This window comes from Vibrio sp. 10N.222.55.C7 (assembly GCF_041473335.1).
GTDB classification, from domain to species: Bacteria; Pseudomonadota; Gammaproteobacteria; order Enterobacterales; family Vibrionaceae; genus Vibrio; species Vibrio crassostreae_C.
Genome location: NZ_JBFRSC010000018.1, coordinates 1 through 20,962 on the forward strand (window position 1 = coordinate 1; position 20,962 = coordinate 20,962).

Sequence of the window (20,962 nt, forward strand, 5' to 3'; positions counted from 1 at the left end):
AATCCGCGATGAACCTTTTATTACTCTATTAATTGTAAGGCAATAAGTTGAAGTGAATATTTGCCTAACATTTAGATAACAACCACTTAGTGATTTGTCATTAAGAGCAGAGATGAAACTGATCCCTTATCGATATTGCATCTTGGTTGCAATATGCAAATGCACTTTGCAATTCGCATGACAAATTCATGGTTTTTATGCGGTGCAGGGCTTATAAAACGTCGAATAAAAGTTGGCACGCTAACTGCATTATATACATTGACCCTTCTTAAGCCGAGGGTCACCTAGCCAACTGACGTTGTTAGTGAACTTATGATTTGTTCACAAATATATAGAGCCAATCGCGATTATTGCGGTTGGCTATTTTTTTTGATTGTCGTTTGGTGATCGTCTTTTTACTTTTCCCATTCCTACATTTTTAGGTTCTAAACTTCAGATGAAAAAAAAGCCAGCCACCATCGGTGACTAGCTTATGTTTTCTCGAATCAATCTCGAATCAATCTCGAATCAATCTCGAATCAATCTCGAATCTCGAATCCGTTTTAGTACCCCATCAACTGCAGCAAGTTCTCCGCTGTGCTGATTGCTTCTTTACGGTTAGCAATGTTGAGCTTTTGGTAAAGGTTACGGATGTGAGTCTTGATTGTGGTACCCGCTACATCGAGTTCTTGAGCGATCTGCTCATTACTGAATCCTGAGTAGATCAGACCAAGTACTTGCCATTCACGCTGGGTGAGTGGGCTAGTACGCACAAGCTCAGGAATGTTCGGGTGATTAACCAAGTTCTCAACAAAGTCTTCATCGAAGTGAACCGAGCGGCTGCGTTGGGTCGCGGAAATATCTTTCATGATTTGTTGTGCGCGGTGACGTTCTAAATCACCTAAGCCTGGCTTGTTGCTCAACTTATCCAAGATATGCCCGATAGTCCCACCGTCTACCAAGAAGTTACCGACCATACCGGTTTGGTTAGTCATATGAAGCGCTTCTTCGAGTAGTATTCGTGCGCTGTCTTCATCGTTAATTTGTGTACGTAACACGGCTTCAACGATCAAGTTGCGGTTGGTGTCTGTAATCAGGTGCGAACGCTGGGCTTCACTCTTAAGGAAAGTCAGCGCTTCTTCTGCGTCTTCATACTGCTCAAGGATGATGTGAGCACGAACGATGTTTCGCCACTGAAGTTGGCAGAAGTGGTTACTTGCCGATTCAGGTCGAACAGCCACACTCAGCCAATCACGTATCGCTTCTTTATCGCCTTTTACTTGCCAGAACAGAATCAAAGAAAGAGAAGCATTTGCCGTCCAATCTACGTGGTAAGTCGATTGACGCAATAGGTGCTGAATCTGGTCGATAAATTTCGACGCTTTATCAATCTCACCACGGCTCAATGAAATACGAGCCAACATAGAATAGCTGTGCAGGTGTTTACTCGGAGAGTGGTGACCAAGGATATCTAAGCCTTTGTAGCAACACTCTTCCGCTTCATCTAGTCGGTTCCAACACCAGAAGATCTGAGCGCGAACACGCAGCAAGAATTCGTGCAGAGGTACGTATTGCAGCTGATGTTCTTCAATCAATTTGAATGCACTGTCTTGTAGCTCAAATGCAGCTTGAACATAACCTTGAGCAATCAAGATTTCGCTTTGTTGCAGAATCGCCCACAGGGCCTGATGGTAAACCTGATACTGACGTGCCAGTTTTTCTGTTTGTTGCATCATCGGTAGCGCACGGCTTAGGTTACCCATTACGTGATTCACTTCGCCTACAACCGAGGTTGCGACAATGCGGCTACGATAAACGGTGGTGTTCAACTGACTCAACGAAAGCTCAGCCAATTCCAATGCTTTCTCAGGCTCATTGCTGTTGATGGCAACTTGTGCGCGTAAGGCGTTGTATTGGCCTTGCTGCTGAGTATCGAGTTCAATGTTTCGAGCTTGATATTGAGTCTCAGCCTCTTCCAACAAAGTACCCACTTGGTCATAACGGTGCTGACTTTGTGCAAGCCAAGCACGCAACATCGAAAGCTTTGGCTCACTGTAAAGTTGGTCGGTAGTCAGTTGCTTGATCGCCATCTCTAGTGACGACAGCTCACCTTGGTTGAACATCGGCCAACCGTGTTCAGTCAGGATTTGAATGATCAGTTCTGGATCTTCAGCGCGCTGTGCGTGACGTAGTGCTTGGTGCGGTGTGTTTTGCTTGATCCACGCTTTTGCAGCACTTCGATGCAGTTCAGCTTCTTGCTGAGGAATTCGAGCTTGGCGCTCATGTGCGAGGAATTCACCAAACAAGTTATGGAAGCGATACCAGTTCTTTTCACCTTCAAGCGGGTAGATGAACAAACCAAAACGGTTGAGTGATTCGATCATACCTAACGCATCTTCACGCTGTGTAAGTGCACACACAAGCTCATCGTTGAAGTGATCAAGCACAGAACATTGCATTAAGAACTGTCGGGTTTCTTTGTCTAGCAGGTCGAATACTTCTTCAACCAAGTAGTCCCAAAGATGGGCGTGGTTAAAGTGAGAGAATGACTCTGCGGACTGTGCAAGAGTGCGTTTTTGGTGTTGTGCTTGTAGCGCGATAAGTTGTAGTGCAGAAGGCCAACCTTCTACATAACTACAAATGCTATCTGCCGTGGTGTCATCAATGCCGTCGGCTACGCGTTGGTTGAAAAAGCGTGTGGTTTCTTCGGTATCAAACGCCAACGAGTCATTACCTAATTCGATCATTAAGTCACGAACGCGCAGGTTTGCTGTACCAAGTGGTGGCGTACCACGACTGGTGACAACCAACGTTAGGTTATCGGGCATGTGTTTGAGGAAGAAGCGCATGGCTTCGTGGATGTCGTCATTGTTGACCAAGTGATAGTCATCCAACACCAGAAAGCACTCGTGATGGAATTCCGACATCTCGGCAAATACTTCACTTAATAAAGAATGCAGCGATGAAAACTGTCGCTTTTCTGCCAGTTTTTGGGCATTCGGACAGGCATTTTGAGTCGCTTTATTAAGTGATTGAAGTAGGTAGTTGATAAAGCGGAAGGCATCATTGTCACTATCATCAATGCTGTACCAACCCACATTAGGTTTATCTACCAACCATTGTGCAGCCATGGTGGTTTTGCCGTAGCCCGCTGGAGAGCGGAACAACACAAGCTTATAGCAATCTGCATTGTGAAGCAGATCGAGAACCCTAGGTCGTAGGATTGCATTATGTAAGCGGCCGGGACGAGTCAGTTTCGAAGGGATCCACATATCGAAGTTTTACACCTATTCCGTGGCTATGTTCTGGAATATCCCAATCTATCGTTGAGTGCACTCCAATGACATGAGCCTAATTACTTAAGTCTTTACTCATATTACGTGAAGCCAAACGTTACCGACTACGATCCTCCTTAGAAACCTTGCACTCCTGCATGTTTTTGGGTGTCTACGCCCTTTATTTGAGACTTTGCTCACGTTGCGGGTTGGTTTGTGAATGTGACTTCGTTCATCCCTACACGGGAATCAATGCAAAAGATGAGAGTTGGAAATTATTTTCGTGATCTGAAACTCAGATTTGGCAATGACTTTAAATGGGTTAAATAAAAGTCACATCAATTGAAGTTAAGTTATCGAACGGGAGCTTGTGATCTTAGTCACTCCAAGTTTTTGTTCGCAGTCAGAACATGAGAGTCAGATCACTAACCCTAAGTCGGTACGCCCCCTACGCCCTCCCATCTACTCCTAGTCAGTTGCATTAGCGGGAGGATGTTTAGTTTATGGTGACCATGCACGATATGTCACAGATGAATTAGAACTATTAAAAGCGAGATTTCTGAAATGAAACCAACTCAGCAAAAAACTTTCGATAAAGTGTCATTCCAAGAGAGTGTTAAGAAACATTTATCTGCAACCTACGCAACAACGATTGAAAACGCAGATAGCCGCGCATGGTACCTAGCAATGGGGCGTGCGCTAGCAGAACTCACAACATTTGATCTGTTAGAAACTGAAAATGACGAAAAAATTAAGAACGCGAAGAGCGTTAACTACCTATCACTTGAGTTTTTGATTGGCCGTCTAACAGGTAACAACCTGATCAGCATGGGTCTATACGAACAGATCACTCATGCAATGGAAGAGCTAGGTCAAAACCTAACTGACCTTCTAGAAGAAGAACGTGACCCATCACTAGGTAATGGTGGTCTTGGTCGTCTAGCTGCTTGTTTCATGGATTCTTGTGCCGCTCAAGAATACCCAACAGTAGGCTACGGTCTTCACTACGAATACGGTTTATTCAAGCAGTCTTTCCAAGACGGTCGCCAACAAGAAGCACCTGACGCATGGCGCGGTGTTGAAGGTTACCCATGGGAAGTGGCTCGTCCAGAACTAGCACAACACATTGGTTTTTACGGTCATGTAGAAGTTGAATTCATCGACGGTAAAGAAGTACGTACTTGGGTTCCAGGTATGGAAGTGAAAGCAATGCCTTGGGATCTACCTATCGTAGGTTACGAGTCAAACACGGTTTACCCGCTGCGTCTTTGGGAATGTCAGGCAATTGCACCATTCTCACTAGCAAGCTTTAACAACGGTGACTACTTCGAAGCGCAACACTCGCTAATCGATGCAGGTAACATCACTAAAGTACTTTATCCGAACGACAACCACGAGAAAGGCAAGACTCTGCGCCTAATGCAGCAGTACTTCCACTCAGCAGCGTCTGTTCGCGATATTCTACGTCGTCACGAAGCAGCAGGTTTCTCTCTAGAAGATCTGCCTAAGCAAGAAACGATTCAGCTTAACGATACACACCCAACGATCGCGATTCCTGAGCTAATGCGCATCCTGATTGACGAGAAAGGTCTATCTTGGGATCAAGCATGGGAAATCAGTGCTCACACGTTCGCTTACACGAACCACACACTACTTCCAGAAGCGCTAGAGACTTGGTCTGAATCACTGATCAACCGTCTTCTTCCACGTCACATGGAAATCATTTTTGAAATCAACCACCGCTTCATGCAAGAAGTTCGCAAGATGTGGCCTGGTGACGGTGAGAAGCAAGCGAAGCTTTCTATCATCCAAGAAGGTTTCCACCGCATGGTTCGTATGGCAAACCTATGTGTGATTGGCTCTTACAAAGTAAACGGTGTAGCTGCGCTTCACTCTCAACTGGTTAAGAAAGACTTGTTCCCAGAGTTCAACGAAATCTTCCCAGGCAAACTGACTAACGTAACGAACGGCATCACGCCACGTCGTTGGTTGAAGTTCTGTAACCCAGGCCTATCTACGCTAATTACTGGCAAGATCGGCACTGAGTGGCCAGCAAAACTTGAGCAGCTAGAAGGCATCGCTAAGTTTGCAACAGACGCGAAATTCCAAAAAGAATTCATGGCTGTTAAGAAAGAAAACAAACAGCGCCTTGCTGATTGGGTTCAAGAGAACATGGGTATCGAGCTAGATACTAACGCTATCTTTGACGTTCAAATCAAACGTCTTCACGAATACAAGCGTCAGCACCTAGATTTGCTACACATTCTATCTCTGTACCACCGTATTCTTAACGAACCTGGTTTCGAGTGTGAGCCACGCGTATGTTTCTTCGCAGCGAAAGCAGCACCGGGTTACCACCTAGCGAAAGAGATCATCTTCGCGGTTAACAAGATTGCAGAGAAGATCAACAACGACCCTCGCATCGGTAACAAACTGAAAGTGGTATTCATTCCTGACTACCGTGTAAGCATGGCTGAAATCATCATCCCTGCAGCAGACGTTTCTCAGCAAATCTCACTAGCGGGTAAAGAAGCATCTGGTACGGGCAACATGAAGATGGCTCTAAACGGCGCGCTAACTATCGGTACGATGGATGGTGCAAACGTTGAGATTCGTGAAGAAGTGGGTGATGAAAACATCTACATCTTCGGCCTAGACGTTGATGGTGTTCAAGCTCTGAAAGCTCAAGGCTACAACCCATACGACTACTACAATGCAGACCCACTACTGAAAGCATCTCTAGACCTACTGACTGGCGATGAGTTCACTCCAGGTCAACCAGGCCTTCTACGTGCAACGTTTGATAGCCTGCTAGACGGTGGTGACCCTTACCTATGTCTTGCTGACTTCGCATCTTACGTGAAAGCGCACGAAGACATGGGCACGCAATACAAAGACCAAGCAGGTTGGGCTAAGAAAGCAATTCTTAACACAGCATTGGTTGGTAAGTTCACATCAGACCGCTCTATCCGCGACTACGTGAACAACATCTGGAAACTTGAAGCGGTTAACCGTTAATACTTCCAAAGTAGCCAAGGCAGTTTCTGCCTTGGCTCAATTAGCTTGTGAGCAAACGAAAGGCTTAAAGGTTTCGTTTATAAACAAGCTGCTTACAAACCGATTGTCACAAGCTAATTGATTAGTAAAAATTAAATTAACAACCCTACAAAATAGAAAGCGTCAGAACGTTTTCGGAGAGAGCGATGAAAGAACAGACCGTATTAAAACAAGTCGCAGAAATGGCAAACATTGCCGACAGTTACGTTAGTGCGTGGGGCGATGAAGCACAAGTATCAGACGAGACGATCACGTCTCTATTGGCTTCGTTGGGCTACGATACAAGCAGCGATGATGCACTGCTTAAGTCAGCAGAAAAAAAACACAAAAAAGATGTACTAGACCCAGTTCTTGTCTTGCGTGACGGAGAGCCAGTAGAAGTGGCGCTTAATCTAGGTGTAACTGCTCGTGAAAGTGAGTTCAGCTGGCGCTTAGAAACCGAGCAAGGAGAGGTACTTGAAGGCTATCTTCAATCTCAAGTCATTCGTGATGAGCGTGCCGAGGGTGGCCCTTTAGTGTTTGCATTGCCAAGTGATTTGGCATGGGGTTATCACAAGCTCATTGTGAGCCGTAAGCGCCGTAAGAAGCCTTACGAGATGACACTGATTATTACGCCAAAAGCGTGTTTCAAGCAGTCACCAATCGAGCAAGGCAAAAAGCTTTGGGGACCCAGTGTTCAACTTTATACCCTAAGAACTCAGCATAACTGGGGTATTGGTGATTTCGGTGACCTAAAACAGCTTGTTGCGGATATCGCTTCTCGTGGTGGTGACTTCGTTGGTCTAAACCCCATTCACTCATTGTTCCCTGCGAACCCTGAAGGTGCGAGCCCATATAGCCCATCTTCTCGTCGCTGGTTGAACATCTTATACATTGATGTGAGTTCAGTTCCTGAATTCGCATTAAGTGCTGAAGCACAACAAACAGTCGGCAGCGCAGAGTTCCAACAGCGTCTACAAAAAGCGCGTGAAGCACACTGGGTAAACTACACCGAAGTGTCTGAGCTTAAGATGAGCATCTTGCCTCTGCTATTCGCAGAATTTAAGACTCGTCATCTAGACAAAAACAGCGACCGTGCACAAGCGTTCTTAGCCTTCGTAGAAGAGGGTGGCGATAGCCTGATGCATCAAGCGGCGTTTGATGCTCTACATGGTGAACTGCATGCAGAAGATTCTGGCATGTGGGGATGGCCGGTATTCCCTGAGAAGTACCGTACATTCGACAGCCCAGCGACACAGAAATACATCAAAGAGAACTTAGAAAACGTTCATCTGTACATGTACCTGCAATGGCTAGCAGATTGCCAGATCAACGATGCACAGTCTCTTGCAGAAGAGAAGGGCATGGCTGTTGGCCTGTACCGTGACTTAGCGGTAGGTGTTGCAGATTCAGGCAGCGAGACTTGGGCTGACGAAGGCAACCTAGTGATGGATGCGAGCATTGGTGCTCCACCTGATATTCTTGGTCCTTTGGGTCAGAACTGGGGTCTACCTCCGTTAAACCCAGAAGTGCTTCAAGAAACAAGCTACGACGCTTACATCAAGCTACTTCGTGCGAACATGAAGCACTGTGGTGCACTGCGTATCGACCACGTTTTAGGTCTACTGCGCTTGTGGTGGATTCCAAAGGGTGAGAACGCAACTAAGGGCGCGTACATCTACTACCCAGTACAAGATATGCTGTCTATTCTGGCGCTTGAATCTCACCGTTACCAATGTAGCGTTATCGGTGAAGATTTAGGAACGGTACCGGATGAGATTGTCGACATCCTTGCAGATGCTGGCGTGCACTCTTACAAAGTGTTCTTCTTCGAAACATCAGAAGATGACGGTGGTTTCATCTCACCAAAACACTACGCATCACAATCGATGGCGGCACTGTGTACTCACGATATGCCAACGCTTCGTGGCTTCTGGCACTGTGATGACCTGAAAATGGGCCAAGAGATTGGCTTATACCCAGATGCAGAACAATTAGAAACCTTGTTCGATGACCGCCTAGAGTGCAAGCAAGGTATCTTAGATTCAGTAGCATGGCATGGTTTCCTACCAGAAGGTGTGGGCCGCGATGCGAGCCAAGTACCGATGGACTCTTACCTTGCTGAGGCACTTCAACTGCACGTAGCGGCTGGTGGTTCAACACTACTGAGCGTTCAGCTAGAAGATTGGCTAGAGATGGACAAGCCAGTAAACATTCCTGGCACGGTTGATGAATACCCTAACTGGCGTCGTAAACTATCAATGAACTTGGACGAAATATTTGCTCACGAAGGCGTTAATCGTATCGCTTCTAAGCTGACTGACGTTCGAGAAAAAGCCGGTAAGTAATGACGTGAGTGACTTGAAATTAGGTGGTTTTTTGCTTACGCCGTACGAAACTACAACCTCGGTCACTCAATAATGAATGCTCATCTGGTAGAATAAACCGTCGTTATATTGCCCGCACTAATAGCGGGCATTTTTGCATTATGTTTTTTGGATGTTTGGTTAGGGAGAAACGTTTTGGAACTAAGTTCGATTTCAAAGCAAAAACAAATATATACCCAACTATCACAGGCTTGTTTCACAGACCCATTCGCGTTTTTAGGGCCATACCTACCTTCTGAGCAAGGTGCATTACGTGTGTGGATTCCTGGGGCAGATAAAGTCGAGTTGATTGTTGGAAAGGAACCTCGTATTGAGTTAGCGCGAGAGGGTGAAAGTGGTTTCATTCTTAAGCAAGAGAGAGACTTACGTTTTACTCACTATAAGCTTGCGGTTGATTGGGCTGGCGTAGAACAGATCATCGATGATCCTTACCAGTACCACGATCTGTACGCGAGTTATGAAGATCTTCATACACCGAAAGATATGTATCATCACATGGGGGCTCAGTTTATTACGCTAGAGCGTGATGGACAGACGATTTCAGGTACGCGTTTCTTGGTGTACGCACCGCATGCAACTGCGGTAAGCTTGGTGGGTAACTTCAACGCTTGGGATGGTCGCCGCCACCCAATGCAACGCCTAGATTACGGTATGTGGGGCTTATTCATTCCTGAACTGGAAGAAGGCGCTCAATACAAGTTTGAATTAAAAGGACCAAATGGCGAAGGCTTACCACACAAAGCTGACCCATGGGGTTTCTACTCTGAGCAATACCCATCGTTCTCATCTGTAACTTACGATCACGCTCGTTACCAGTGGCAAGATACTCAATGGCAAAATCGCCCGGTAACGCAAAAGCGCAAAGAAGCGCTTTCGTTCTATGAATTGCATGCAGGTTCTTGGAAGCGTAACGCTGAAGGTGAATTCTTAAATTATCGCGAGCTTGCGGCAGAGCTAATCCCATACCTAACGGATCTTGGCTACACGCACGTTGAACTAATGCCAGTTTCAGAACATCCATTCTACGGTTCTTGGGGCTATCAGCCTGTTGGTCTTTTTGCACCGACTAGCCGTTTTGGCTCTCCAGATGATTTCAAATACTTCGTCGATCAATGTCACCAAGCGGGTCTTGGCGTTGTTCTGGACTGGGTTCCTGCTCACTTCCCAAGTGATGATCACGGCCTAGCAAACTTCGATGGTACGCCATTATTCCATGATCCAGATCCACGTCGTGGTTGGCATCAAGATTGGAACTCGTACATTTACGATTTAGGCAAAGAGCATGTTCGTCGTTTCTTAGTTTCTAATGCACTGTACTGGTTCGAGCAATTCCACATTGATGGCATCCGTGTTGATGCGGTTGCTTCGATGTTGTACCTCGACTATTCGCGTAGCCATGACCAATGGATCCCGAATGCGGATGGCGGCAACGAAAACTACGACGCTATCGCAACCCTTAAGTGGATGAACGAAGAAGTGTATAAACACTTTCCGAATGCGATGACGATTGCTGAAGAATCAACGGCTTTCCCTGGTGTTTCAGCACCGACTTTTATGGGCGGCTTAGGCTTTGGCTTTAAGTGGAACATGGGTTGGATGCACGACAGCTTGTCTTACATTCAAGAAGACCCAATCAACCGTAAATATCACCACGATACGATTACCTTCCCACTGGTTTACGCACACAGTGAGAATTATGTATTGTCTCTGTCTCACGATGAGGTGGTTTACGGTAAAGGTTCTATCCACAACAAGATGCCTGGTGATGAATGGCAGCAAACGGCAAACCTACGTGCTTATATGGGTTACATGTATGCGCAACCAGGTAAGAAGCTGAACTTCATGGGTGCAGAATTTGGTCAGACGGCTGAATGGAACCATGACGACCAGCTGCAATGGTTTTTGCTGGATTACGAGCGTCATCAAGGTGTTCAGCGTTTAACGAAAGACCTGAACAATCTGTACCGCTCTGAAGCTGCAATGCACGATCTTGATTTTGATCCGAAAGGCTTTGAATGGCGTCTACAGGACTCTGCTGAAGCGAGCATTCTTGCGCACGAGCGCATCAGTGAATCTGGTGAGCGAGTATTGATAGTGTCTAACTTTACGCCAGTGCCTCACGAGCATTTCCGCTTAGGTGTTCCTGCAAAAGGTGAATACGCATTGTTGTTGAATACAGACTCTGTCGACTATGCAGGCAGCGGTTTTGAAGTGAAGCAGACTGCTGAGATTGAATCTGTAGAAAGCGAAGGGCTAGACACATCGATTGAGCTGCGTTTGCCGCCGTTATCGACCGTTTTTTACAAGCTAAATTAGGTCTATAAGTTGAGCAGGTCATCGCTGCTCACTTTTCTGAAAGTCTAAAAAAGGGAACCCTAGGGTTCCCTTTTTCTATTTCAGTAAGCTGGTTAGCGTTACTTGAAGTTGGTGAGATAGAACATTGAGCGTCCGACTACCATTTCAAGGATTCGAACTGAGTTGTTGCCGAAACTGTCCAACATCTTTTCACGAAATTCGCCGTTCGAGCTGAGGTTAAATTGCTCAGGATTCTTGATTTGCGAAGCATGGAAAAACATCAATTTAATCACGTATCGAAACTGCTCATTATCTAGAGCGGCTTGCCAAGATTGGATAAAAAGCGCTTCCGATGAAAAGTCTAGACTGTCTATAACGATCGATAGCATGTGTTCGTGAAGTACTGAGCGAATAGCGCGGGTCGACGGATAATAGCCCTGAAGCGTCGTTAAACTAATGCCAATCTCTTGAGCAATCCTTGCATAAGTTAGTGCTTCATGTCCTTCAGCCAGAAAAAGGTTTAGTACGATCTCATCGTAGTTTTTTTGATTTTCTAGTTTCTGTACTTGAGTAATTCGAGCCATTACAAATCTCTATTGAGTGTAACATTCTGTAAACGAGTATATTAAGAGCTTATGAATTAAATCTCAAACTCCAAGGGTAAATAATTGGTCAATTTATCGTTAAATATAGTCAGTATTGTGTCATTGGTTCAATTATCAATCAGATTTTGGCATAAACAAAAACACCGCCCTATTGAGCGGTGTGTTATTTAAAGTCTTTGTTTATCTATGCTAATTCAGATGACTAGAACGGATACCAAAATAACTGCGGCTCTAGAATGCGTTTCGCAATGGCTAACACCACGATAAAAGCGATGACACCTAAACAAACAAAGTCGATACGTTTCAAAGGTGCATAGCTATACCAAGTGCGAGCTTTGTGTCGGCCAAAACCTCGTAACGTCATTGCGTTAGAGATCTCGTCTGCTCGGTCCAAGCTAGAGAAAATGAGCGGGCCTAGAACCTTAGCTACATTTTTGATTCGAGTAATTAGGGGCGCTTTCTTTGAGAGCTCTACACCACGAGCTTGCTGTGCATGCATGATATTGATGAAGTCTTTTTTAACTTCTGGCAAGTAACGCAGTGTTAAGCTGACCGCATAGGCGATCTTGTAGGGAACACCGATACGGTTGAGGCTCGCTGCAAACTCAGTTGGATGCGTTGTGAAGACAAAAATCAACGCTATCGGGAACATGCTCATGTATTTGAGCGTCACAGTAACCAAGTAAAACAGAGTCTCTTGGCTCAACGAGTAGTTACCCGGCAATGTCAGCAATAAGGTTTCGCTGCCGATGAGCTCAGTACCTTGCTGTGGAGCCAATAGATACATGAACAGAGCATTTAGGCTTAATACACTCGCCGTTCCTAATAACAAAGGCTTATACACGCGTACAGGCACATTGGTCAGCTTTAGCAGGTATAAACCAGTCACAATTAGCAGTGCAATCAATCTTAGGTCGAACGTAGTTAATACCACGGTTACCCAAGCTAAGAAGAGTGCAAATTTGGTGATGCCGTTAAGTGCATGAAGCGGTGATTTTGTATCAATGTAATTGATGCCAAATTTTACTTTTGATGCGTTCATTGAGCGCTTTTCTCGTAGTCGATGAAGTACTGCATAAACGCATTGGTGTCGTCGATTTTCATCATAGTCGCGAGTTCATAAATGCTGGTGGTACAAAGATTTGCACGTTCTAGAAGTGATGGTTGGCTAAATACTTCCGTCATCGCGGCATTGGCAATCAACTTGCTGTCTGCGATTACGATTGAACGTGTGGTGTACTCGAGAACGAGGTGCATGTCGTGTGAGATGATCACAACGGTAATACCCAAATCACGGTTAAGCTTTTGGATGAATGCCAGCATGGATGTGTAGTTACGGTAGTCTTGACCTGCTGTCGGCTCATCCAAGATAAGAAGCTCAGGCTCTAGCACTAAGATAGAAGCGATGGTTACGCGTTTTTTCTGGCCGTAGCTCAGTGCTTCGATCGGCCAGTGGCGGAACTTGCTCAGCCCACATAGCTCAAGAACATGCTCTACTTTTTCTGTGATCAGCTCTTCTGCAATATTGCGGTTACGAAGACCAAAAGCAATCTCGTCAAAAATCATATGATGCGAGATCATATGATTTGGGTTCTGCATCACGACACCGACTTTCTGGCTTCTTTCAAAGATAGAAAGCTCAGATAGGTCTTCACTATTTAGATAGGAAGAGCCTGAATCGGCATCGATCACACCCATGATGAGTTTAGTGATGGTTGATTTACCCGAACCGTTTTTGCCTAGAATCGAAACGAACTCACCTTTGCCAATCTTGAAACTCACATCTTCGAGTGCGTTCTTCTCGCCGTCGTAAGAATAAGTTAGACCATGAACTTCGAGTAAAGGTGGGTACTGCTTCTCTGCTACCGGGGCAGGGCGCTCAGCAAACCATGCTTGAACAGCAGGACGGAACCTTTTGTAGTCTAAAGCTTTGAGGTTTGAAAGCTTATCTTCACTGGTCAAAGGTGCTTTCGCTGCCTTCAGAGCAGATAAATAAAGTGGTTCACGAATACCGTGTGTTTCAAGCAGTTCAGAAGCTAAGATTTCATCGGGTGTCATGTCCGCGACAATTTCACCGCGCTCCATCAAGATCACTCGATCGATATCGCGATGTAGTACATCTTCAAGGCGATGCTCGATGATGACTATAGTCTTGTTGGTTTCTTTATGAAGTTGGTCGATGATTTCGATAGTCGCTTTACCCGTTTTCGGGTCAAGGCTAGCCAAAGGTTCATCAAACAACAGGATGTCAACGTCATCAACTAAGATGCCCGCTAATGACACGCGTTGTTTCTGGCCGCCGGATAAATCATGTGGCGAGCGATCAAGCATATCTGCTAAGTCGACCATTTTTGCTGTCGACTTAACCAGAGGGTACATATCAATGTTCGACACTAACTGATTTTCCAGTGCGAATGCGATGTCTTCGCCAATACTCAAACCGACAAATTGGCTATCAGTATCTTGTAATACTGTGCCAACCTGCTCGGTATAGTCGTGCATAGAAAAATCAGAAATGTTCTTACCGTTGATCTCTAGAGAGCCAGTCACCTCACCTTTGATAGCATGAGGAATCAGACCGTTAAGGCATTGACCTAGGGTAGATTTACCACTACCGCTTGGTCCAATAATGACGATTTTCTCTCCTTTCTCTATCCTTAGATTGATATTTTTTAGCGTCGGTTTATCCAGCGACTCATATCTAAAAGAGAAGTTCGAAAATGCTATAGTCATTATCGCTTATGCCTCAGTCAGGTTACGGCTTTGTTTGTTGCGTTTAGCGACTGATTTTAGGATCAGTAAGCCAACAACAGCGATCAGAACGGTGTTACCCGCAGCAATGATAGAGAGTTGAGTGAAGACTTTAGTAAACGGTTCTGCATAAAGGATGGTATCTAGGAATGCAGAGCAGCCGTAACCAACCACATTACCGGCAAGGGCAAGTACCACAAACAGCGCGAAGTCCTTCATAGGCAACTCACCTTGCTGAAGGCGGTTCTTGGTCAACATCGGGAATAAGCCGATAACCATGCCTACGATACCTGAGCCTAAAACCCAAGTTAACCACACACCCCAGCCTGCGAACAGATCCGTTACCCAGTGACCGATAAAGCCAACTAAGAAGCCAACAATAGGGCCGAACAAAACAGAAAACAGTGCTAGAACTGCCATTGCTGGTTTCAATGTCGTGTTAGCAAACACTGGGACACCAAACATAGGTAAACCACCAATGCCGTACAGTGCCGCGCCAATGGCGATAACGACCACTGTTTTAGCTGAAAAGTTCATAGATAACCTCGAATTCTGAAAAATAAAGCAAAATAAAGAATAAATATTCGCCATTATTAATATGCGTCTCAATGAGAACGTTTTTTGGGCAAATATAAAAAATAAGGCGCGCATTATACAGTAGAACCCTTCCATAAGGGAAGGTAAGTGTCTAGATGTCTAAAATTCCATCTGAACACCTAAATATCGTGTAAAAAGCGTAATTTTACGGTTAATCCAGCAACAAAAAAGCCAGAGCGAGTCTGACTTTTTCATTCGTCTTAACAATGTGTTAAGCGGGTTCGTCACGTACCTTTGACCGTTTAGTGGTCTAGGTATAGATAGTTTTGCCAACTCTTCATGCGAATAAGGACCTTGCGCATGATTGAAACGTGGGTGAAGCTGTCAGAATAAACGGCAACTTCAACCGCGGTACCCATAGGTAAATGGTAGTCAGACAGGTCATCAGTGATGGTCATTTTAGCAAATACGCGTCCATTAGTACGAAGTGCATTGGTACCAATAAGTGTCCCGCGCGCTTGAATTTGACTCTCACCAATAGCTGGGATTATTTCATCAATGCGTCCTTTGAAAATCTTGCCTGGTAGTGCTCTGAATAAAAATTCAGCTTCGAAACCAGGATGCAGTCGTTGCAATGAGTTTTGTCTGAATGCTGCGATGTAGTATTTTTCTTCCGTATGGACAAATGTCATGACAGGAGCAAGAGGTAGCGGTACAGCCATTACGCCTGGACGCAGTGCTAGTTGTGTAACATATCCATCCGTTGGTGCTCTCACGACCGTTTGGTCAAGGTTGAATTGAGCCTTACGTAAGTCTGCAAGTAATCCTGCCACTGCGGTGTTCTCGCCACCAATTTCAGAATTTAGAGCGATCTGAGCTTGTTGTTGACTTGCTTCTGCTACTTTTACTGCTGCTTCCGATGCCTTATAAGCTTGTCTACGAGTATCCAATTGTTGTTCGGTAAACGCACCACTTTCAAAGCCACGCTTATAACGAGAAAATTCGCGTTGCGCTTTGTCTCTTTCTGCAATCGCTTTGATTTTAGCAGCTTCAGCTTCAGCAACTTGAGATTCAAGCCCAAGTGCTCCTTGGCTTGCTTCTTTTACTTTCGCTTCGAGCTTAGCGACTTCTGCTTCAAAAGGGATAGGGTCAATTTTAAAGAGGATGTCTCCTTTCTTTAAAGGAGAATTCGCCTCAACAGGAACCTCAATGACTTTACCTCTAACGCCTGAAACAATTGGAGTCGTTGAGTAAACTTGGTTGCCAAGTTGTGTGAAAGGATGGTTGTAGTTCATTAATAGGATCAATGTTCCTACGATGACCACACCACCGAGCACTGCGGTAGGCACTGTCCATTTGTTTAGTGGGATATTAAATACTTTGAAAATAGTGATACAAAGTGCCGCGTAGGTCATTATCAGTAGTAAATCCATTACTTAGCCTCCTGATCTTGAACGTTGTTTGACTCTTTTTTTGTGCTGCTTTGTTTAGTATTTGCTTGTTTGAGCTGTGCGATCTCTTCTTGAAGGGTGCTAACTTGATCGATTAAAACATCCACTCGGTGATGAATATCGTGCTGCTCTTCTTCGAGTTTTTCGAAGCCCCAGCCTCGGTCTTTCCGCCATAATGTTGCCCAAATCCATAGAAAGGGCCAAATTGTGTGCAAAGTGAATAGGCTAACCCAGCCTGAGACGTGAATTGCGTCTTGGTGAGGATGATTACGTTCTTTGGCTATTTCATAAGGGATATCGTGAATAACGATGATGCCGTAAAAGATGACTAGAGCAACGAAAATGAGTAAGCCGAGTGCAAAGTAGTCTAAAAACATAACAGATCCTTGTAATGTTAGATGTTAGTTATAAATATAGTACGTTATCATCCAAGTAATTGTTATAAAAATGATTTGCTGAGTTATAAATAATGAGTGTTCGCTTCTAATGTGAGCAAAACTATTGACGAATCTTATAAAATCTCATCGCGTTTGAAGAGGCTATTTCGGCTTTCTGGTTGGTATTTTAGCTGAAATGATGACAGCTACGATTCTAAATGACGTGCACAACCACAAAGGATAAACACGGATGTATATAGGTGAATTGGCGGCTATTGGTGCTGCGATTGTGTGGGCGTGTGCGACATGGATTTATGGACAGTTTGGTCATCGCTTCTCTGCGATGCAATTGAACATTGTTAAGGGTATAGTGGCGTCAGGGATGATGTTGCTGGTGATGCCTCTTATTCCGATGCCGGAGTTTGAACTGAGTACCAACCATTTTCTGATATTGGCAATTTCAGGTGTGATTGGCATTGCGATTGGAGATAGCGCCTATTTTGCGGCGTTGAAAAGAATCGGTGCCAATAAGACGCTGTTACTGGAATCTTTAGCCCCGCCTCTTTCTGGTGTGCTGGCATTAATGTTCCTGGGCGCTGTATTGACAGTGCAAAGTTGGCTCGGTGTCGTGATTACAACACTAGCGGTGACCTTCGTTGTCTTCCAGCCATCAAAATCGGCGAGCGGTGAATCGAATAACAAAGCGCAGTGGGGTGGCATTGGTTATGGGCTTGTGGCGAGTGTCTGTCAGGCATCTGGTGTGGTTATTTCTCATTACGCGTTAGTGGCGGGTGATATCCCACCATTGTTAGGTGCTTTGATTCGCCTGACGATTGGCGTGTTTGCTGTGATGCTGATTATCCCTTTCGTTGAAAAGAAGCCGTATTCATCGATAAAAAGAGATTTATGGGAAATGACCAAGCTCGATAAACTGTGGTTACTAGGAGCAATCTTTGTCGGGACGTTTCTCGCTCTATGGCTTCAACAAGTGGCGTTGAAGAATGCTAACCCTGCGATTGCACAAACGTTGATAGCGACCAGCCCGGTCTTTATTTTGGTGATTTATGCGCTGAAAGGGGAGAAGGTGTCAAAGCAAAGTATCATAGGCACACTTGCCGCCCTTGCTGGTATTTCTCTGTTCTTTTATCAATAAGCAGTTGGCCTAAGCTACAGAGCTATATGCCACTACTCTGTACACACTTGATTACGGCCGTTGGCTTTAGCTCGGTATAGCGCTTTATCCGCACGGTAGAAGGTGCGTTGAGTATTCTCTCCGTCACGATGCAAAGTGATACCAATACTCACGGTCAAACCACGCTCCCCAAGTATTTCATGCCATCCAAATTGGAAGATGCGCTCTCGATAATTTTCAGAGTGCATTTCTGCCTTCGGAAGATCAGTGTTCTCTAGAATGACGAGGAACTCTTCTCCACCAAATCTGACACATGACGCGCCTCTAAACTTAAAGTATGAACGTAGCTCTTGAGACACACTAACAATCGCTTTATCGCCCACTAAGTGACTCAGTTCATCATTGATAGACTTGAAGTGGTCAATATCAATAACCATCAGTGCGAAAGAGGTATCGTGCAACAGCATGTCTTTCAATTTCACATCTAACCAGCGACGGTTGTGTAACCCTGTTAATGGATCTGTGAATACGTCTTGTTGAAGCTGAGCAACCGCATTCTTGTGTTGTTCCGTTGTCTCTTTCAGCTCTTTGTTTTCTTGTTCAGAGAGAATGAGTTTGAGTTGTAATTCAAAACGGGACAGGCGGCGTAGTTGGCTTGCACCGAGTTCACTGATCGGGATCTGCTTCATCAGATCGGTTTCAATTCGGTAGCCTTTTTTCTCATAGCTTAGCGCTTCTTGAAAACGCCCTTGATTCATACACACATCACTCAGCGAATCGTAGAATCGTTTTGCAAGTACTGGCGACGAGTAGGCTTTCACGCGTTTGTCTGTGCTCGACAAAATCATGCTCGCGTAGTCTTGCTTGCCGGTTGCACTTAGGCAATGTGAGAGCTCTAGACGAGTCATGGTTGCAAGCCAGCTTGCTTGAGTGCTGTTGGCTGGGTATTGAACCTTAGACAGACAGCGTAGCGCTTCATGGTGTTTTTTCTTAGCGCGCAGCACCTTTGCTTGGTAAAGCAGTATTTGAGCTGTGAGCAACTTGTCACTGACCAAAATACTCAGTTCTTCGCACTCATTCAGTAAATCGCTGGCTGCTGTAATGCGATTGAGTAGAAGTAGGCTTGCTACCATATGCAGCTTGAATTTGAGGCGAAGTGAGCGACTGCTTATTGCATGGTCTATGCTGCTGATTTTTTGGTAGTAACGAAGTGCTCTGTTGTGATCGCCATAGGAATCACACAGGTTGCCCATGCCTAAAATAGCTAATACATACTCATCGATATGACCGTGTTCAACCGCGATAGTCGATGAACTGACGAATTCATTGAGTGCTGAGGTGTAATCACCAGTTTCAACTAAGCGGTCACTTAAACTGGTTTTGACTGTCAGAATATCTTCGATATCGGCAGGAAGGTGGAGCAGATCGAGTGCTCGTCTCAACTCTTCGATACTGGTTTGATTTTGTTGTAACTCGGCACGGTATTCAGAGCTAATGATATAGCAGTGCGCTTGCTCTGTTTGCGTTGTCGAAACGTGCTGACGAATGTGGTTCCAGAAGATGATCGCTTCTTCACCTGATACTGATGAAGGGTCTAAACCGGCGTCTGTGATCTTGCTTAATAGAGTTTCCATTATTCTATTACCTCAGCATCGTCTTCTTCTAATTGTTCAAGCGTGAACGGGAACGTCAAAATATCATTGAGGCTGACGGTCGGTTTCGAACCCTTTAGTCCTTTTCTATGCCATGGATAGATATCAAGCATGGTGCTGAGAGTTTGGAAGGTTTGCTCTGCGGCTTCGCCTTTTTCGGAAAGCATAAGGGCCACACGTTCAGAACTTAGCCTTGCGATGAAGTCATTCTGGTTACATAAAGCATGAGCAATCTCGGTACAGACATCTAAGTAATCAGTATCGACATGATGGAACATAATGATGCTGTGGTTTGAACGTTTAAGCTCTGTCTTGAACAGCACCAACTTTTCCCACCAAAAGGTTTCAGAGACAACGTAAGAGAGGTGCTTTTCAGGATCGTACTCGTGCTGACCGCGAATACGATTAATCAGTTTTCGTGCTCTCTGTTCAAGTTGGCGTTTTGAACTGCGTGCTTTGTCCAAACCGACACGTGTCGTTTGCTCTTTGAGCATGCCGATAGAATATTGACGGTACTTTTTAAAGGCGACGAGCGCGGCTTGGAAGTCTTGGTTTTCTTCCGCCACCAAGGATTGTTGGTAACAGATTTGGCTCAGCAACTCGCCATTATCGAACTCGTTTGCGGATTGTTCTGCGAGCCTCAGTAATTCCGCCGCTTGTTCTGGTCTTTTTCTCAGGAGCTCCAATCTAGCTCGGCTGATGTATGAGTGCGCCTTCATCCAAACTAGGTTGTGTTCAACTGCCAGATTGTGCGCTTTGGCCGTGGCGCGCTCCGCGTCATCTAAGCGTTCAAGACCAAGTAGGGCAAGGCCTCGAAAGTCCCATACCTCTGCATGCCAAGTGTTATCTTTATGGTCTTTTAATGCTTCTTCTGCACCGTCCAATACCGACAGCATTTCAACATAGTTGTTGAGCAGGTAGTAATCCCACGCAAGCAGTATTCTGGCTTTACCCTCTAACCAACCAATGCGGCTGTTGTTAGCAACTTTAACGGCAAGCTGGTGGGTAGAACGTGCAAGTTTATATTCGTGGGTCATCCGCCAAATATTGCCAAGGCCAATGAGGCATTCAATTTGAATTTCGACTTCATCAACCAACGCGGACTGCTCTAAAGCATTGATCCAGAACTGTTGGGCGGAATAGTACTTGGCTTGTCCCCAGAACTGGAGCGCGTGTAAATGGAGGATTTCAGGGAGAAAAAGGTCGGTATCTAATCGGCTTTGGCGCTTGTAGGCTTCCTTGATGTATTTTAAACCTTTTTGGTAATCCATCAGGTTCCAGCTACATCTTGCCATTAACATTAATGACTGGATGGCACCCTCTTCAAACAGAACTTGCTCTGATCGGACTAGGCACTGTTGGGCAATCTCTAGGATCACCGATGGCTCAGAGTCGACACGAGTTTTGAGTTTTTCTAATTCTGTTTCAAGAAGGTACTGATTTTTGTCCAAGACTTACATCCATGATTATCGAACATATTGATAA

The 20,962-nt window shown here is 45.1% G+C and carries 13 protein-coding genes; 4 read left to right on the plus strand and 9 right to left on the minus strand.

Annotated elements, in window-relative coordinates:
• Window positions 1-542: 542 nt before the first annotated feature.
• Complete coding sequence (gene malT, locus AB4482_RS05965; protein WP_017061867.1) at window positions 543-3,251, minus strand: HTH-type transcriptional regulator MalT; 2,709 nt, start codon at window positions 3,249-3,251, stop codon at window positions 543-545.
• A gap of 567 nt (window positions 3,252-3,818) precedes the next feature.
• Here malT and AB4482_RS05970 point away from each other — a divergent pair.
• From AB4482_RS05970 to glgB, 3 genes are all read left to right on the plus strand, one after another.
• Window positions 3,819-6,272, plus strand: a complete 2,454-nt coding sequence (locus tag AB4482_RS05970) for a glycogen/starch/alpha-glucan phosphorylase (protein WP_069597239.1) — start codon at window positions 3,819-3,821, stop codon at window positions 6,270-6,272.
• A gap of 185 nt (window positions 6,273-6,457) precedes the next feature.
• Window positions 6,458-8,638, plus strand: a complete 2,181-nt coding sequence (malQ, locus tag AB4482_RS05975) for a 4-alpha-glucanotransferase (protein ID WP_372131754.1) — start codon at window positions 6,458-6,460, stop codon at window positions 8,636-8,638.
• Between the two features lie 174 nt (window positions 8,639-8,812).
• Window positions 8,813-10,993, plus strand: coding sequence for a 1,4-alpha-glucan branching protein GlgB (gene glgB / locus AB4482_RS05980; RefSeq protein ID WP_017064240.1), 2,181 nt, complete (start codon window positions 8,813-8,815; stop codon window positions 10,991-10,993).
• A gap of 98 nt (window positions 10,994-11,091) precedes the next feature.
• Here the strand turns inward: glgB and AB4482_RS05985 are convergent, their stop codons facing one another.
• From AB4482_RS05985 to AB4482_RS06010, 6 genes are all read right to left on the minus strand, one after another.
• Window positions 11,092-11,556: a TetR/AcrR family transcriptional regulator gene (locus AB4482_RS05985; RefSeq protein ID WP_017061871.1), complete on the minus strand. Its 465-nt coding sequence runs from the start codon at window positions 11,554-11,556 to the stop codon at window positions 11,092-11,094.
• 223 nt (window positions 11,557-11,779) lie between these two features.
• Window positions 11,780-12,619 carry an energy-coupling factor transporter transmembrane protein EcfT gene (locus AB4482_RS05990; RefSeq protein WP_017066577.1) on the minus strand — a complete coding sequence of 280 codons (840 nt, stop codon included), beginning with the start codon at window positions 12,617-12,619 and terminating at the stop codon, window positions 11,780-11,782.
• Window positions 12,616-14,310: an ABC transporter ATP-binding protein gene (locus tag AB4482_RS05995; RefSeq protein WP_372180676.1), complete on the minus strand. Its 1,695-nt coding sequence runs from the start codon at window positions 14,308-14,310 to the stop codon at window positions 12,616-12,618. The genes AB4482_RS05990 and AB4482_RS05995 overlap by 4 nt, the downstream gene beginning before the upstream one ends.
• A gap of 6 nt (window positions 14,311-14,316) precedes the next feature.
• On the minus strand, window positions 14,317-14,865 hold the full coding sequence (locus AB4482_RS06000) for an ECF-type riboflavin transporter substrate-binding protein (protein ID WP_017066579.1): 549 nt from the start codon (window positions 14,863-14,865) through the stop codon (window positions 14,317-14,319).
• 302 nt (window positions 14,866-15,167) lie between these two features.
• Window positions 15,168-16,298, minus strand: a complete 1,131-nt coding sequence (locus AB4482_RS06005) for an HlyD family secretion protein (RefSeq protein WP_017061874.1) — start codon at window positions 16,296-16,298, stop codon at window positions 15,168-15,170.
• Window positions 16,298-16,693 carry a DUF3302 domain-containing protein gene (locus AB4482_RS06010; RefSeq protein ID WP_017061875.1) on the minus strand — a complete coding sequence of 132 codons (396 nt, stop codon included), beginning with the start codon at window positions 16,691-16,693 and terminating at the stop codon, window positions 16,298-16,300. Before AB4482_RS06010 ends, AB4482_RS06005 begins: the two co-directional genes overlap by 1 nt.
• A 250-nt stretch (window positions 16,694-16,943) precedes the next feature.
• On the opposite strand from AB4482_RS06010, the gene AB4482_RS06015 reads away from it, so the two are divergent.
• Complete coding sequence (locus AB4482_RS06015) at window positions 16,944-17,846, plus strand: DMT family transporter (protein ID WP_372131756.1); 903 nt, start codon at window positions 16,944-16,946, stop codon at window positions 17,844-17,846.
• 32 nt (window positions 17,847-17,878) lie between these two features.
• Here the strand turns inward: AB4482_RS06015 and AB4482_RS06020 are convergent, their stop codons facing one another.
• Window positions 17,879-19,459: a GGDEF domain-containing protein gene (locus AB4482_RS06020; RefSeq protein ID WP_017061877.1), complete on the minus strand. Its 1,581-nt coding sequence runs from the start codon at window positions 19,457-19,459 to the stop codon at window positions 17,879-17,881.
• The gene (locus AB4482_RS06025) at window positions 19,459-20,928 is read right to left on the minus strand and encodes a hypothetical protein (protein WP_017061878.1); all 1,470 of its coding nucleotides are present in this window, start codon (window positions 20,926-20,928) and stop codon (window positions 19,459-19,461) included. Before AB4482_RS06025 ends, AB4482_RS06020 begins: the two co-directional genes overlap by 1 nt.
• Between the last annotated feature and the right edge of the window lie 34 nt (window positions 20,929-20,962).